Here is a 17,296-nt window from a genome sequence, read left to right as displayed (position 1 = left end):
ATCGTTACTTACACTCACTACTCATTGCTGCTATGACCTCAATAAAAACAACAAACGATAGATACACATCTACACTTAAATTGAATATGGATAATAATAACCAACTAACAGCGAAAGTTAACAAAGAAAACTTGTTAAAATAGAGCTATCTACATACACTTGTTAACAAGTGATTAACCAGTCTTAATAAGAAGTTAGCTTCACTCCAATAAACAAAACAAAAAATGACCGCCAATCGTCCATCATCATCTATTAAAAACACCATTGTACTTATGGTTATGCTGATCTCAGCTTTATCGCTGATCGCGGCATTTATTGTTAATGGTTGGCTAGAAATCAAACAGCAAAAGTTAAATCATGAGTCTGAAGCTAAATCTTATGCCGATATTATTGCCTTTAATGCTAGCGCCAGCATACTGCTTGACGATCCCAAAACAGAATCGAGCCGTCTTAAAGCATTAGAGCTAACCCCTTTTGTCGAAAATATTCATGTCTATAAAATAGATGACTTTAGCGGCGAGCTTGAATTTTTTGCTAGCTACAACAAAAAAGGTATTCCTCCGGTTCCCGCTAAATTTGCCAAACTAGAATCATTACTCGAACCTAGATTTGGAGAAAGCCATTTAGAGTTAATAAGACCTATCAAATACGAGAGTAAAATTATCGGCTACTTGTATCTTAGAGGATCATTACAAGCATTAAACAATCGAATTTATAATACCCTCTATTTAAAGATCACTGTGCTAGTCGCCTCACTATTTGTCTCTTTCTTGCTGGCATTGCGTTTCCAGCGCAATATCACCCAACCACTAGAAGAGTTAGTACAGCTGTTTAAACGTGTGACTAACGAAAAAGACTACGCGGCGCGAGCTCCCAAGCAGACTTTACAAGAGCTAAGTACATTGAGCTCTTCGTTTAATACTATGCTAGATCGCATTCATTCCAATTTAGAAAAACAAAAAAATGCCGAAACCGAGATCCGTAAACTCAATCAAAATTTAGAAGACAAAGTTGGCCAACGCACCGTTGCACTCAAAAATGCCAATGCTGAATTAATGAATACCTTAGAGAAACTGCATCAATATCAAAACCAATTAGTTGAAAATGAAAAGATGGCCTCACTGGGTGATATGGTTGCGGGGATCGCTCATGAAGTTAACACCCCTATAGGTTTAGGTGTTACCGCCTCAACTTTGTTAATGGACCGCATCAAAGACATTCAACATAACTTACAAAATAAAAAGTTAACCGCTCAACAACTAGATAAATTCTTAAGTGACGGCGAAGAAAATCTTAATATTATCTATCGTAACCTGAATCGGGCAGCGGAGTTAATTAGTAGCTTTAAACAAGTCGCGGTTGATCAAGGCAGTGAAACTAATCGAGAATTTGGCGTTTATCAATTAATCCAAGAAGTATTACTGTCACTTCGCCCTAAACTGAAAAACCATCAACATGAAATTGTCATTGAATGCGAACAATCTCTGATGATTGAAAGTAAACCAGGGCCACTTAATCAAATTTTAATTAACTTAATCATGAACTCTTTAATTCATGGTTTTGAAGGTATAGAAGCTGGGCAAATCCAAATAATCGTTAAATTTTATAATGACAAGCTAAATATTTCTTACTCTGATAACGGTAAAGGTATCAACGAACAGTTAAGAAAACGTATATTTGACCCCTTTGTCACAACAAAAAGAGGCGAAGGTGGCAGCGGATTAGGCATGCACCTCGTTTACAACTTGATTACCCAAGCATTAGCAGGCAATATAACGGTAGCTAGTGAGGAAGGCCAAGGTATCCAATTTGACATTAGTTTCCCTGTTCGTGTGGTACAATTGAAAGAAATTAATACAAATTCGGCTACAAATTAAGCTAAGCCGTTGAGTCAACTCAACTAGAACATTATAATTAACAACCAGTTAGTTCTGTTTTTAGCAACCTAAGCAAAAGAAACCATTATCATGCAAACTCAAAAAATCCTGATTGTAGAAGACGAAGCGGTCACACGCAGTACCTTACAAAGCTTATTTGAAGCCGAAGGTTACCAAGTTTACTGTGCCGAGAACGGTGATGAAATGCATCAGCTTCTGACTGATGAAGCAATCAACTTGGTGATAATGGATATTAATCTACCAGGTAAAAATGGCTTAATGCTAGCGCGTGAATTACGCGAGAAAAAGAACATTGGCCTTATCTTTTTAACTGGCCGTGATAACGATGTAGATCGTATATTAGGCTTAGAAATTGGCGCTGATGATTATTTAGTTAAACCATTTAACCCTCGTGAGTTAACTATTCGCGCGCGCAACATTTTAGCCCGTTCAATTGAGACAGCGAAAACTGAATCAACTGAATCAATTTCTGAATACAAGTTTAATAAATGGGTATTGGATTGTGATTCACGCTCTTTAGTATCACCAAGCCAAGACAGCATACGTTTACCTAAGAGTGAATTCCGCGCATTAAAATTATTACTAGATAACCCAGGTAAAATCCTTACTCGTGACCAGCTTATTAAAGAAATGACAGGCCGCGAATTAAAAGAGAATGATCGTACGGTTGACGTAACTATACGTCGCTTACGTAAACATTTTGAAGATGTACCTGACACACCAGAAATAATCTCAACTATTCACGGTGAAGGCTATCGTTTCTCTGGTCAGTTAGACTAGACGGCTTCAGTCATTCGAACATAAAAAAACGGCTAATTAGCCGTTTTTTTATGTCTGTTTCTTTCGTTGTAGACGAGCATTTATGCTTGTAGAGCCTGCAAACCAAGCCTACAAACTTAACCCAAAAGAGCAAGACTACAGAGTTTTGTTCCTGACAAATACTAAGTACCTCCCCCCCTGCAGGCACCAAAAGTAATGGCTTGTAAGCCAAGTCTCGCCACAAGGCGAGACTTTATGCTTGTGAACACTTCCACAACATAAAAAAGCACTTACTCTTGCTCTTTTAACCAAGCTTTCAATACTTCAATATCGTTATCACAACCTTTCTTCAATAGGTTAACTCTAGGCTCTAAGTTATCCCACCAAGCGGGCGTATCGGTTTCTTGTATTTGATTAGCGATCTCTTGTATGTTCTTAAGGCCCATTGAGGCTGCTGCACCTTTAATTTTGTGAGCTTGTGAGCCAATTTCATCTTTATCACCAGCAATCAAATTCGTATCTAATACCACTAAATAATCAGCAATTAACTTTTCAAACAACACTAGGTTGTCTTGAATACGCTCTAAGCCAATTGTCTCAATCATTTGCGACATGAACTCTTGATTTAACACTTTATCAGTTTGACTAGACGCCGATTGTAATGCTTGTTTATTCAAAGGTTCGATAGGGGTACGACGATCAAACAAACGCGCAAATACTGACTCTAATTGGTTCAGTTGGATAGGTTTAGCAATGACATCTTCCAATCCTTTATCTGTGTAAGCTTCTTTGCTTTTCACTACGTTGGCGGTCAATGCCACCATAGGCGGCAATTCATCATAAGTTTCACGTAAATAAGCAGCAACATCGAAGCCCGTCATATCCGGCAAGCGAATATCAAGTAAAACTAAATCAAACGTATCTGGGCGGTATAGTTCTTTCGCTGCTTGACCTGTCATGGCCACTTCTATGGTGTGCCCCATTTTCTCAAGCAATGCGGTAGCCACTTGCACATTCAGTTCAACATCTTCTACCAACATAATATGGAGTGGCGGAATATCCACTTCAGACAGAGGCTCAGGTGGTTTTTCGGCTAAATCGACTTTAATTGAAACCGTAAAAACACTGCCTTTATTCATTTCACTATAAACTTCAATTTGACCGCCCATGGCGTCAACTAAGATTTTAGAAATGGCAAGACCAATACCCGTGCCCATACTGGCACTCACTTCTTTACGATCAACCTGATAGTACATAGCAAAGATATTGGCGATCTCATTTTCATCAATGCCTATCCCACTATCTTCAATTTCAAAGTCTATCCAAGCTGCACCATTGCTTATTTGGCAATCTACTCTAAGCTCAACGCAGCCTTTCAAAGTAAACTTAACCGCATTAGCTAATAGATTCCATAGCACTTGACGTAAACGTGTTGGATCAGCAACCGACCATAACTCTAGCGGTAAATTGTGCTTAAACTTAAACTGTAAACCTTTTTGTTCTGCTTGCAACTCTGCCACTGTTGCTAGCTCTTCCGTTAAATTAGCTAAATCAACCACAGTGTTGTTTATTTCTAATCTATCTCGTTCGATTTTGTCTAAATCAATAATGTCATTAAAAATGTTGCCTAAAGTAACGGCACAAGCGTAAATCGTTTTAACATGCTTCGCTTGCTGGAAGGACAATTTCTCTTGTTGCAGAATACGACTTATACCGACAATACCGTTCAGTGGTGTTCTTAATTCATGGCTAATTGTCGAGATAAATTTGGTTTTATCACGGCTAGCTTTTTCCAATGCATCTTGCGCAAGTTTACGCTCCATAACATCACGCCCAAAGCCAAGCAAGCCAATACGTTTACCATCTTCATTAAAAAATGGCACCTTTTTAAATTCGTAAAGGCGTTTCATACCATCAGGGAAAGTTAACCAAATATCGTACGATAGGCTGGTGTTACTGGCGAAGCATTCCTCGTCAGAGTCAATAACCTGCTCAGCAACGTCTTTAGGGTAAACATCCCAAGGCGTTAGGCCTATCATCTCGCGCTCGGTCATGCCGGTTAAGGCTTCTAACGATTTATTACAGCCTGCAAATCGACCGTTTTCATCTCGGTAATAAATAATATCAGGCGAACAATCAAAACTAGAGCGCAACAAAACACTTTGTTCATATAAGTGGCGCTCTGTACGCTTACGCTCTTCTATTTCTTGTTGCAATAATGCGATTGCTTCTTCTCGTTGCAACTCAGCTCGCTTACGCTCTTCTATTTCAAAGTTCAGTTTTTCGATATTTTTGCGTAAATATTCTGTTGATAACCTGTCTTGTGTACGCAGATCTTCCAGCTCAAAAATAGCCTGAGTCAGCTCTTCACGCGAATCTTGCAACCGAGAGATCAATTCAAACACAAAAAATAGTAACCAAGGTGCTATCACCAAAGTTAATACCATGCCTGAAATATAATCGCGATACGCTACCCCTTCATCAATCCAATAGTTGATAAATGAAGTTTCCCCCAAGGTGACAAGAATAGCGACAGCAATAAAAATGAGGCTAGTTTTCACTGGACCAAATTGCTTGATAATTTTGGCGATGTTTTCTGGCCAACGGGAACTTTTTCGTTTTTTGCTCATATCGTGATTAAAATTGCGGCTTATTTACAAAATGCTAAGCGATAGCGTGAATAGTTAGATTGTAGCGAATTGTTTTCAATAGGGAAAATTAATCATAACCTGCATTTAGCGCTTTAAAATTCGAGTAATAAAAACTGTCACCCAGCTTTATTACAAAACTCTGTGTTGTTTTGTTGAATAAATGATATACTCGCGCGGTTTTTTTTAAACCAATTCAAACTAGATAGAGTAAGACAATGGCTGACTTGTCAAAATACAGAAATATAGGCATCTTCGCTCACGTTGATGCTGGTAAAACTACCACTACAGAACGTATCCTTAAACTTACTGGTCAAATTCACAAAACTGGTGAAGTACACGAAGGTGAAGCGACAACTGACTTCATGGAACAAGAAGCTGAGCGCGGTATTACTATTCAATCTGCTGCTGTTAGCTGTTTCTGGAACGATCACCGTTTAAATGTTATCGATACTCCTGGTCACGTTGACTTCACAGTTGAAGTATACCGTTCATTAAAAGTATTAGATGGTGGTATCGGTGTATTCTGTGGTTCTGGTGGTGTTGAACCACAATCAGAAACTAACTGGCGCTACGCGAACGACTCAGAAGTAGCTCGTGTTATCTTCGTAAACAAATTAGACCGTTTAGGTGCTAACTTCTACCGTGTTGTTAAGCAAGTTGAAGATGTACTTGGTGCAAACCCACTTGTTATGACATTACCAATTGGTGAAGAAGATGACTTCGTTGGTGTTGTTGACGTATTAAGCCAAAAAGCTTACGTATGGGATGACACAGGTCTTCCTGAAAACTACAAAATTGAAGATATTCCAGCTGACTTAGTAGAGAAAGCTGCTGAATACCGTGAGCAATTAATCGAAACAGCTTTAGAAGCTGATGACGAATTATTAATGGCTTACATGGAAGGTGAAGAGCCAACTTTAGAGCAAATCAAAGCTTGTATCCGTAAAGGTACTCGTGACTTATTGTTCTTCCCTACTTTCTGTGGTTCTGCTTTCAAAAACAAAGGTATTCAATTAGTACTAGATGCTGTTGTTGATTACTTACCAGCGCCTACTGAAGTTGATCCTCAACCTCTTACTGATGAAGAAGGTGAACCAACTGGCGAAGTTGCAACGGTTAGCGCAGATGAGCCATTACGTGCTTTAGCATTCAAAATTATGGATGACCGTTTCGGTGCTCTTACTTTCGTACGTATCTACTCTGGTCGTCTTAAGAAAGGTGACACTATTCTTAACGCTGCAACAGGTAAAACTGAGCGTGTTGGCCGTATGGTTGAAATGCAAGCCGATGATCGTAATGAATTATCAGAAGCACAAGCGGGCGACATCATAGCTATCGTAGGTATGAAGAACGTGCAAACTGGTCACACTTTATGTGATCCGAAAGACCCTTGTATTCTTGAAGCCATGGTATTCCCAGAGCCAGTTATCTCAATTGCGGTTAAGCCTAAAGATAAAGGTTCAACTGAAAAAATGGGTATCGCTATTGGTAAAATGGTTGCTGAAGATCCGTCTTTCCGCGTTGAAACTGATGAAGATTCAGGTGAAACAATCCTATCTGGTATGGGTGAACTTCACTTAGATATCAAAGTTGATATTCTTAAGCGTACTTACGGCGTTGAGTTAGATGTAGGTCAACCACAAGTTGCTTACCGTGAAACAATCACGCAAGAAGTTGAAGATTCATACACGCATAAGAAGCAATCTGGTGGTTCTGGTCAATTCGGTAAAATCGACTACCGTATTAAGCCTGGTGAGCCAAACTCAGGCTTCACTTTCACATCTACAGTTGTTGGTGGTAACGTTCCTAAAGAATTCTTCCCAGCTGTTGAGAAAGGTTTCGCATCAATGATGGAAACAGGTGTGTTAGCTGGCTTCCCTGTATTAGACGTTGAAGTTGAATTATTCGACGGTGCATACCACGCAGTTGACTCATCAGCTGTTGCATTCGAAATTGCAGCTAAAGGTGCTTTCCGTCAATCAATCCCTAAAGCGGGCGCTCAATTATTAGAGCCTGTGATGAAGGTTGACGTATTCACTCCTGAAGACAATGTTGGTGACGTAATCGGTGATCTTAACCGTCGTCGTGGTATGATCAAAGACCAAGAAGCTGGCGCAACTGGCGTACGTATTAAAGGTGATGTTCCTCTTTCAGAAATGTTTGGTTACATTGGTCACTTACGTACTATTACTTCTGGTCGTGGTCAATTCTCTATGGAATTCAGCCACTACGCAGCATGTCCACAAAACGTTGCAGACGAAGTAATCGCTGCTTCTAAAGAAAAAGATAAGAAGTAATATTTCTTAATTTTTCTGCTAAAAAGCCTCGCCTATGCGGGGCTTTTTATTGTCTGATTATCGTAGGCGAGCATTCATGCTTGCAGAGCTTGCAAGCCAAGTCTCATCATCACAATATTTGTAATTTTGATACTTTTAGTCTGGTTAGCAGCTCATTGCTTAAGGTATTAAATAATTACGCTTTTTGGATAATATCTGACAGATAAACAATACGCTTTGCCATACCTTCTATGATCGCGTCTTTAAATTTTTCTCTAATCGTTGAAGGTAATTTATCTAATTCTAATCGTTCTATCGCCATCACAATGACGTCTTCCTCAGCTCGAGCTGTCGCGCTTTTTGCTCTTATGCCAATGAAACTACCTTCGCCGATAAACTCTCCTGCTTTGACTTTACCTAATACTTTATCAGAGCCAGATTTACTAATAACCAAGGTACCAGATAGAATCAAATAAAATTGAGTGCTTAACTCGCCTTCTTCCTGTACAGGAAAGCCTTTCTTGCAAAAATAGAAGCTATCAATTGCACTTAACAACACCTCCCGCTGCTCGATAGAGAATTTAGCGAAAAAAGTTAAACGGTTTAAAATTTCAGCTAATTTAAGCTTATTAATTTTATCGATGCGGCGCATATAACAAAGGACTGTATAGATAAGTCAGGTAAGTAAACTGAATATAGTTAATATTAGATACAAAAAAGGCCGCTTGCGCGACCTTTTTAGAAAAAGAAAATAAATTCTTTATTATTCGATGATCTTAGCTACAACGCCAGCACCAACAGTACGGCCACCTTCACGGATAGCGAAACGTAAACCTTCGTCCATCGCGATTGGAGCAATTAGCTCAACAACCATTTTGATGTTGTCGCCAGGCATTACCATTTCTACGCCTTCTGGTAACTCTACTGCACCAGTTACGTCAGTTGTACGGAAGTAGAACTGTGGACGGTAACCTTTGAAGAATGGAGTATGACGGCCACCTTCGTCTTTAGAAAGTACGTATACTTCTGACTCGAACTTAGTGTGTGGTGTGATTGAACCAGGCTTACAAAGTACTTGGCCACGCTCTACGTCGTCACGCTTAGTACCACGTAATAATGCACCAATGTTCTCACCTGCACGCCCTTCGTCAAGAAGTTTACGGAACATCTCAACACCAGTACAAGTCGTAGTTTGCGTTTCACGGATACCTACGATTTCGATTTCTTCACCAACTTTGATGATACCAGACTCAACACGACCTGTTACTACTGTACCACGACCTGAGATTGAGAATACGTCTTCAACTGGCATTAGGAATGGCTTGTCGATTTCACGCTCTGGCTCTGGGATGTATGAATCAAGTGCTTCACCTAATTCAACAATTTTGTCTTCCCACTCTTTCTCGCCTTCTAACGCTTTAAGCGCTGAACCTTGGATTAGTGGTAAGTCATCACCTGGGAAGTCATACTCTGAAAGTAATTCACGTACTTCCATTTCTACTAATTCTAATAACTCTTCATCATCAACCATGTCACATTTGTTCATGAATACGATGATGTAAGGTACACCTACCTGACGTGATAATAGGATGTGCTCACGAGTTTGTGGCATAGGGCCATCTGCAGCACTTACTACTAAGATAGCGCCGTCCATCTGTGCAGCACCTGTGATCATGTTTTTAACATAATCGGCGTGACCAGGACAGTCTACGTGTGCATAGTGACGAGTTGGTGTGTCATACTCAACGTGAGAAGTTGAGATTGTGATACCACGCTCACGCTCTTCTGGAGCGTTATCGATTGATGCGAAATCTTTAGCTTCACCACCGTGTACTTTTGCAAGAACAGTTGTGATTGCTGCTGTTAATGTAGTTTTACCGTGGTCAACGTGTCCGATAGTACCAACGTTGACGTGCGGTTTCGTACGTTCAAATTTTTCTTTAGCCACTTTCCAGTACCTTTAGTTAAGTGTTTATTTACACGCGCGTAAATAAACGATTTCATATGAAATTAAGTTCTTTTTTCGATTATTGCATCAGCAACATTCTTTGGTGCTTCAGCATATTGCTTAAACTCCATCGAATAGGATGCACGCCCCTGAGTTGCACTACGCAAATCAGTCGCGTAACCAAACATTTCAGCTAGTGGTACAACAGCATTAACTTGCTTCATACCACCCGGACCTTCGTCCATGCCTTCAATCAAGCCCCGACGTCGATTCAAATCACCCACAACATCACCCATATTTTCTTCTGGAGTGACAACTTCAACCTGCATAACAGGTTCAAGTAATACAGGGTTAGCTTGTAACGCGCCTTTTTTAAAGCCCATTGATGCAGCAATTTTAAACGCCATTTCGTTAGAGTCAACATCATGGTACGAACCATCGTATAATGTCACTTTAACGTCAAGAAGAGGGTAACCCGCTAAGACACCCGCCTGCATTTGCTCTTGGCAACCTTTCTCAACTGCTGGTATGTATTCTCTTGGAACCACACCACCAACAATCTCATTAACAAACTCGAAGCCTTCGCCTTCTGGTAACGGCTCAACTTTCAACCAAACATGACCAAACTGACCACGTCCACCTGATTGACGAACAAACTTACCTTCGACTTCAACAGAACCTCGTATTGTCTCACGATAAGACACCTGAGGCTGACCTACGTTACATTCAACTTTGAATTCACGCTTCATGCGGTCAACAATGATATCGAGGTGTAACTCCCCCATACCAGAAATAATAGTTTGCCCCGTTTCATGGTTGGTTTCAACGCGGAATGAAGGGTCTTCTGCCGCTAGCTTACCTAAAGCAATACCCATTTTTTCTTGGTCAGCTTTCGTTTTCGGCTCTACCGCAACAGAAATTACTGGCTCAGGGAACTCCATGCGTTCCAGTGTGATAATGTTCTCAGGATCACAAAGCGTATCACCAGTGGTGACATCTTTAAGTCCAATTGCTGCTGCAATATCACCTGCTCGAACTTCTTTAATCTCTTCACGCGAATTAGAGTGCATCTGCACTATTCGGCCAAAGCGTTCTTTTTTACCTTTAACAGGGTTGTAGACAGCATCGCCTTGATTAACCACACCAGAGTAAACTCGGAAGAAAGTCAACGTACCAACAAATGGATCAGTAGCAATTTTAAATGCCAACGCTGCAAACGGCGCGTCATCATCAGATGGGCGCTCACCTTCGCTTTCATCTTCGTTAATACCTTTAATCGCTTCAACTTCGGTTGGCGATGGTAAATACTCAACGACAGCATCTAGTACCGCTTGAACACCTTTGTTTTTAAACGCTGAACCGCAGGTACATGGGATAATTTGGTTATCAATCGTTAACTGACGAATAGCTGCTTTTAATTCTTCTTCTGGTATATCACCTTCTTCAAGGTATTTTTCCATTAAATCTTCGCTGGCTTCAGCCGCAGCTTCTAACAAGTGCTCACGCCATTCTTCAGCTAGGTCTTGTAAATCTGCTGGAATATTTTCGTACTCAAATGTAGTACCTTGATCCGCTTCGTTCCAGTTGATGGCTTTCATCTTAACGAGATCGACAACACCTTTAAATTCTTCTTCAGCGCCAATCGCTATTTGAATAGGAACAGGATTCGCTTTTAAACGGTCACGCATTTGCTCGATTACACGTATATAGTCGGCACCGGCTCTATCCATTTTATTGACAAAAACCATGCGTGGTACACGGTATTTTTCCATTTGACGCCATACGGTTTCTGTTTGCGGTTGCACACCAGACGAGCCACACAAAACCAGCACAGCACCATCCAAAACACGTAATGAGCGCTCTACTTCAATGGTGAAGTCAACGTGCCCAGGGGTGTCGATTATATTAACGCGATGCTCGTCAAATTGCGCGTCCATACCACGCCAAAAGCAAGTGGTAGCTGCAGACGTAATGGTAATACCACGCTCTTGTTCTTGTTCCATCCAGTCCATAGTGGCCGCGCCATCATGAACCTCACCGATTTTATGAGATAAACCAGTATAAAATAATACACGTTCGGTCGTCGTCGTTTTACCGGCGTCAACATGGGCACAAATACCTATATTGCGGTAACGATCTATGGGAGTTTTACGAGCCAAAGTGACGTCCTCATTTTTATTAACGTTTAAATAAAAAACTGTCTTAACAACTTTTTATTTAACCGTTAAGTGTAGTCGTACAAAATTAAAAGAAAAGTGAAAAAACGGAAAGGGCTGCTGAGCAGCAGCCCTAAGGATATTACCAACGGTAATGTGCGAAAGCTTTGTTAGCTTCAGCCATTTTATGAACGTCTTCACGTTTCTTAACTGCTGAGCCTTTGTTTTCCGCTGCGTCAATGATTTCGGCGGCTAGACGCTGAGCCATAGATTTTTCACCACGCTTACGAGCTGCATCTACTAACCAACGCATACCTAAAGTATTACGACGAACAGGACGTACTTCTACAGGAACCTGATAAGTAGAACCACCAACACGACGAGATTTAACCTCTACGCTTGGGCGAACGTTATCTAAAGCACCTTCGAAAACATCTAAATGTTCTTTAGTAGCTTTTTCTGCTGCAATATCAAGTGCACCGTAAACGATTTTCTCTGCAACAGATTTTTTGCCGTCTAACATAACGACATTAATGAATTTTGCTAAAAGTTCTGATTTGAACTTTGGATCTGGTAGGATTTTACGTTGTCCTACGACTCTTCTTCTTGGCATCTCAATTCTCCAATATTTCAGGGATTACCCAAAACTAAAATTCTTGTTTGGCCTTACTCGGATCAAAGAACCGATTATGACTTAGGACGCTTAGTACCGTACTTAGAACGACCTTGCTTACGATCATTTACGCCAGCACAGTCAAGTGCGCCACGTACTGTGTGGTAACGAACACCTGGTAAATCTTTAACACGACCACCACGAATAAGTACAACACTATGCTCTTGTAAGTTATGGCCTTCACCACCAATGTATGAAGAAACTTCATGACCATTAGTTAAGCGAACACGACAAACTTTACGTAAAGCTGAGTTTGGTTTTTTAGGTGTAGTCGTGTAAACACGAGTACATACACCACGGCGCTGTGGACAAGCTTCTAAAGCGGCAACGTTGCTTTTTACAACTGGCTTTACACGAGGCTTGCGCACGAGCTGGTTAATAGTAGCCATTAACTGCTCCTAAATTGTTAAAAATGCATATTAACTAACGATGAAAATAATTGATCAAAGCCAGAAAATATAAGCGTTAAAAGTGAAAAATCTACGCCCTAGAAACTAGGGACGCGGAATTCTAATGGTCAAGGATTAAACTGTCAATGATCCAATAAAAAAGCCGCTAAGTTTTTCACTTAACGGCTTCTTTTTGTACTTTAAGTAAGGGTTTTAGACCCTTAACCTATCGGCAAGATTAGATATTGCCAATATTGTCATCTGATAAATCCGCATTTAATGCATCAATTAGTGCACTTTCGGCTTCATCGGCAGTCACTTGCGGCTCTACAACTTCTTCAACATCAACTTGACGCTCTTGAGCACGCTTCTGATGATACGCAAAACCTGTACCTGCAGGGATTAAGCGACCAACAATTACGTTCTCTTTAAGGCCACGTAATTCATCACGCTTACCACTTACCGCAGCTTCAGTAAGAACACGTGTTGTTTCTTGGAATGAAGCAGCAGAGATAAACGATTCTGTTGAAAGTGACGCTTTAGTAATACCTAACAGTTGGTATTCAAACGTTGCTGGGATCTTACCTTGCGCTTCAAGTTCGCGGTTAGCGATCTTAACGCGAGCCACTTCAGCCGTTTCACCTTCTAAGAAATCAGTATCGCCAGCAGTCAAGATAGTACACTTACGTAGCATCTGACGAATGATAACTTCGATGTGCTTATCGTTAATTTTTACACCTTGTAAACGGTATACGTCTTGTACTTCATTAACGATATAGTTAGCAGCAGCATCAATACCACGTAAACGTAAGATATCATGTGATGACTCAGGGCCATCAGCGATAACTTCACCCTTTTCAACGTTCTCACCTTCGAACACGTTAAGTTGACGCCATTTAGGGATCATCTCTTCATGCGGAGCAGAACCATCGGTAGGTGTGATAACTAAACGCTTCTTACCTTTAGTCTCTTTACCAAAGCTGATCGTACCTGAAATCTCAGCTAAGATAGCTGGATCTTTTGGCTTACGCGCTTCGAATAAGTCAGCAACTCGTGGAAGACCACCGGTAATATCACGTGTTTTCGAGCTTTCTTGTGGTATACGTGCTAATGCATCACCCACACCCACTTCCGCACCATCTTCAAGGTTAACAAGTGCGTTACCAGGTAAGTAATAAAGTGCTGTCACTTCAGTACCTGGGATCATTAAGTCATCGCCATTAGCATCAACTAAACGAATAGCTGGACGCATGTCCTTACCAGCGGTACTGCGTTCTTTAGCATCAATAACCACAATAGAAGAAAGACCAGTTAACTCATCTGTTTGACGAGTAATAGTCACACCTTCAATCATGTCTTGGAACTGAACTTTACCTGCAGCTTCTGTGATAATTGGATGCGTATGCGGATCCCAGTTAGCTACCACATCACCAGCGGTTACTGCATCAGCATCGCCACGGTTTAATATTGCACCGTAAGGCACTTTATAACGCTCTTTCTCACGACCCATGTCGTCGATAACGGTTAGCTCTGTAGAACGTGAAGTGATAACTAAGTTACCATCAATGTTCTTAACAAATTTCGCTTTGTTAAGCTTGATTGAACCCGTAGTCTTAACTTGAACACTGTTTTCTGCAGACGCTCGAGATGCCGCACCACCAATGTGGAAGGTACGCATGGTAAGCTGTGTACCCGGCTCACCGATTGACTGAGCAGCGATAACACCAACAGCTTCACCAGGACCGACAATATGACCACGAGCTAGGTCACGACCGTAACATTTAGCACAAACACCAAAGTCGTTATCACAAGTAATAGCTGAACGTACGATAACTTCATCAACTGAGTTTTCTTCTAAAATATCACACAGTTTTTCGTCAAGCATAACGTTACGCTCAACTAGAATTTCATTCGTACCTGGCTTGTATAAGTCTTGTGCTACAACACGACCTAATACACGTTCACGTAAAGGTTCAACAACGTCACCACCTTCAATAAGCGGACGCATTTCGAAACCGTTATGAGTACCACAATCTTCAGCATTGATAACTAAATCTTGAGCAACATCAACTAAACGACGAGTTAGGTAACCCGAGTTAGCCGTCTTAAGTGCCGTATCGGCAAGACCTTTACGCGCACCGTGAGTTGAGATGAAGTACTGTAGTACGTTTAGACCTTCACGGAAGTTAGCGACGATAGGCGTTTCAATGATTGAGCCATCTGGCTTAGCCATTAGACCACGCATACCCGCTAACTGACGGATCTGAGCTGGGCTACCACGAGCACCTGAGTCGGCCATCATGTAGATACTGTTAAAGCTATCTTGGCTTTCTTCTTCACCATCACGGTTGATAACTGTCTCTTTCGACAAGTTTTCCATCATCGACTTAGCAACACGCTCGTTCGCTGCTGACCAAATATCGATGACTTTGTTGTATTTCTCACCTTGCGTTACAAGACCAGATTGGAACTGTTGCTGAATTTCAGTAACTTCAGCTTCAGCTTCTGCAATGATCTCTTTCTTCGCATCAGGGATAACCATATCGTTAATACCGATTGACGCGCCTGATAACATGGCGTAATGGAAACCGGTGTACATGATTTGGTCAGCAAAAATAACGGTCGGCTTTAAGCCTAATAAACGGTAACAAGCGTTAAGCATACGCGAGATAGGCTTCTTACCCATCGCTTGGTCGATAAGTGCAAATGGTAAACCTTCAGGTAATACTAAAGATAAAATTGCACGCCCCACTGTCGTATCTTTAATTTCCGTTTTTTCGGTACGTGAGCCATCTTCACCGATAACTAATTCAGTGATACGGACTTTTACGCGAGCATGCAAATCAGCAGTACCTGTACGATAGGCTTTTTCTGCTTCTTTCGCATCTTTAAATACTGCGCCTTCACCTTTCGCATTAATGCGGTCACGCGTCATATAGTAAAGACCTAATACAACGTCCTGTGAAGGTACGATGATTGGCTCACCATTCGCTGGCGCAAGAATGTTGTTGGTCGACATCATTAACGCACGCGCTTCTAATTGCGCTTCTAACGTTAACGGTACGTGTACCGCCATTTGGTCACCATCGAAGTCAGCGTTATAAGCTGAACAAACTAATGGGTGTAAATGGATAGCTTTACCTTCAATTAGAACAGGTTCAAACGCTTGAATACCCAAACGGTGAAGTGTAGGTGCACGGTTTAGAAGTACCGGATGCTCACGGATAACTTCATCTAACACATCCCATACTTCTGGTGCTTCACGCTCTACTAATTTCTTAGCCGCTTTGATTGTCGTAGCTAAACCACGAAGCTCTAATTTTCCGTAGATGAAAGGCTTGAATAATTCCAATGCCATCTTCTTAGGAAGACCACATTGATGTAAACGTAAAGTAGGACCTACCGTGATTACAGAACGACCAGAGTAGTCAACACGCTTACCTAGAAGGTTTTGACGGAAACGACCTTGCTTACCTTTAATCATGTCAGCAAGCGACTTAAGAGGACGCTTGTTAGAACCGGTAATAGCGCGACCGCGACGACCATTATCTAATAAAGCATCAACCGCTTCTTGTAACATACGTTTTTCGTTACGTACGATAATATCAGGAGCTGCTAAGTCTAATAGACGCTTCAAACGGTTGTTACGGTTGATTACACGACGGTATAAGTCGTTAAGATCAGAAGTCGCGAAACGGCCACCATCTAACGGTACTAATGGGCGTAAATCAGGTGGAAGAACCGGTAACACATCAAGGATCATCCACTCAGGCTTGTTACCTGATTGGTGGAATGCTTCCATTAATTTAAGACGCTTAGTGATCTTCTTACGCTTAGTTTCAGAATTAATTTCTGGTAACTCTTCGCGCATCATAGAGATTTCTTTCTCTAGATCGATCTCTTTTAATAAAGCAAGAACGGCTTCAGCACCCATCTTAGCTTCAAATTCGTCACCGTGCTCTTCTAACGCATCCAAGTAGTTCTCTTCCGTTAGCATTTCACCGCGCTCAAGCGATGTCATGCCAGCTTCAGTCACAACGTATGATTCAAAGTAAAGAATACGTTCGATATCACGCAGTGTCATATCAAGCATCAAACCAATACGAGATGGTAATGATTTAAGGAACCAGATATGAGCTACCGGGCTTGCTAATTCAATGTGACCCATGCGCTCACGACGCACTTTAGTTAACGTAACTTCAACGCCACATTTTTCACAAATAACACCACGGTGCTTAAGACGCTTATATTTTCCACAAAGACATTCATAATCTTTAACTGGACCAAATATACGCGCACAGAATAAACCATCACGTTCAGGTTTAAATGTACGATAGTTAATAGTTTCTGGCTTTTTAACTTCACCAAATGACCAAGAACGAATTTGATCAGGTGACGCTAAACCGATGCGGATCCCGCCGAACTCTTCAGTTTTATTTTGCTGCTTGAGAAACTTTAGTAAGTCTTTCACGCTCTCTCTCCTGTCGGAGTTAATTCCTCAACTGCTGCTTGTTCTTAACAAGAACTAAGCAACAGCCCGTAAAAA

10 protein-coding genes are annotated in these 17,296 nt (G+C 41.2%); 3 read left to right on the top strand and 7 right to left on the bottom strand.

The features are described 5' to 3' along the window. Window positions 1-224: 224 nt before the first annotated feature. Window positions 225-1,877, top strand: coding sequence for an ATP-binding protein (locus C2869_RS09955; protein WP_199915644.1), 1,653 nt, complete (start codon window positions 225-227; stop codon window positions 1,875-1,877). Window positions 1,878-1,967: 90 nt separating this feature from the next. Then, window positions 1,968-2,678 carry a two-component system response regulator ArcA gene (gene arcA / locus C2869_RS09950; RefSeq protein ID WP_108602787.1) on the top strand — a complete coding sequence of 237 codons (711 nt, stop codon included), beginning with the start codon at window positions 1,968-1,970 and terminating at the stop codon, window positions 2,676-2,678. 269 nt (window positions 2,679-2,947) lie between these two features. Here the strand turns inward: arcA and arcB are convergent, their stop codons facing one another. After that, on the bottom strand, window positions 2,948-5,287 hold the full coding sequence (gene arcB, locus C2869_RS09945) for an aerobic respiration two-component sensor histidine kinase ArcB (protein WP_108602786.1): 2,340 nt from the start codon (window positions 5,285-5,287) through the stop codon (window positions 2,948-2,950). 236 nt (window positions 5,288-5,523) lie between these two features. On the opposite strand from arcB, the gene fusA (C2869_RS09940) reads away from it, so the two are divergent. Further along, window positions 5,524-7,605 (top strand): elongation factor G, encoded by a 2,082-nt coding sequence (gene fusA / locus C2869_RS09940; RefSeq protein WP_108602785.1) that lies wholly within the window; start codon window positions 5,524-5,526, stop codon window positions 7,603-7,605. 175 nt (window positions 7,606-7,780) lie between these two features. Here fusA (C2869_RS09940) and C2869_RS09935 read toward each other — a convergent pair whose 3' ends face one another. From C2869_RS09935 to rpoC, 6 genes are all read right to left on the bottom strand, one after another. Then, window positions 7,781-8,236 carry a cyclic nucleotide-binding domain-containing protein gene (locus C2869_RS09935; protein ID WP_108602784.1) on the bottom strand — a complete coding sequence of 152 codons (456 nt, stop codon included), beginning with the start codon at window positions 8,234-8,236 and terminating at the stop codon, window positions 7,781-7,783. Window positions 8,237-8,347: 111 nt separating this feature from the next. After that, window positions 8,348-9,532, bottom strand: a complete 1,185-nt coding sequence (gene tuf, locus C2869_RS09930; RefSeq protein ID WP_108602772.1) for an elongation factor Tu — start codon at window positions 9,530-9,532, stop codon at window positions 8,348-8,350. Between the two features lie 62 nt (window positions 9,533-9,594). Continuing rightward, entirely contained in the window at window positions 9,595-11,691 is a 2,097-nt protein-coding gene (gene fusA / locus C2869_RS09925) for an elongation factor G (protein ID WP_108602783.1), read from the bottom strand. Between the two features lie 139 nt (window positions 11,692-11,830). Beyond that, on the bottom strand, window positions 11,831-12,301 hold the full coding sequence (rpsG, locus tag C2869_RS09920) for a 30S ribosomal protein S7 (RefSeq protein WP_108602782.1): 471 nt from the start codon (window positions 12,299-12,301) through the stop codon (window positions 11,831-11,833). 74 nt (window positions 12,302-12,375) lie between these two features. Beyond that, complete coding sequence (rpsL, locus tag C2869_RS09915) at window positions 12,376-12,750, bottom strand: 30S ribosomal protein S12 (protein WP_108602781.1); 375 nt, start codon at window positions 12,748-12,750, stop codon at window positions 12,376-12,378. 238 nt (window positions 12,751-12,988) lie between these two features. After that, the gene (gene rpoC / locus C2869_RS09910; protein ID WP_108602780.1) at window positions 12,989-17,221 is read right to left on the bottom strand and encodes a DNA-directed RNA polymerase subunit beta'; all 4,233 of its coding nucleotides are present in this window, start codon (window positions 17,219-17,221) and stop codon (window positions 12,989-12,991) included. Between the last annotated feature and the right edge of the window lie 75 nt (window positions 17,222-17,296).

It is taken from the genome of Saccharobesus litoralis, assembly GCF_003063625.1.
GTDB lineage: Bacteria > Pseudomonadota > Gammaproteobacteria > Enterobacterales > Alteromonadaceae > Saccharobesus > Saccharobesus litoralis.
This window is presented reverse-complemented; position numbering and strand designations above follow the sequence as displayed.

Excerpts from the sequence above, each read along its gene's own strand:
- rpsG (WP_108602782.1), bottom strand. The coding sequence starts at position 12,301 with ATGCCAAGAAGAAGAGTCGTAGGACAACGTAAAATCCTACCAGATCCA.
- arcA (WP_108602787.1), top strand. The coding sequence starts at position 1,968 with ATGCAAACTCAAAAAATCCTGATTGTAGAAGACGAAGCGGTCACACGC.
- arcB (WP_108602786.1), bottom strand. The coding sequence starts at position 5,287 with ATGAGCAAAAAACGAAAAAGTTCCCGTTGGCCAGAAAACATCGCCAAA.
- C2869_RS09955 (WP_199915644.1), top strand. The coding sequence starts at position 225 with ATGACCGCCAATCGTCCATCATCATCTATTAAAAACACCATTGTACTT.
- C2869_RS09935 (WP_108602784.1), bottom strand. The coding sequence starts at position 8,236 with ATGCGCCGCATCGATAAAATTAATAAGCTTAAATTAGCTGAAATTTTA.
- rpsL (WP_108602781.1), bottom strand. The coding sequence starts at position 12,750 with ATGGCTACTATTAACCAGCTCGTGCGCAAGCCTCGTGTAAAGCCAGTT.
- fusA (WP_108602785.1), top strand. The coding sequence starts at position 5,524 with ATGGCTGACTTGTCAAAATACAGAAATATAGGCATCTTCGCTCACGTT.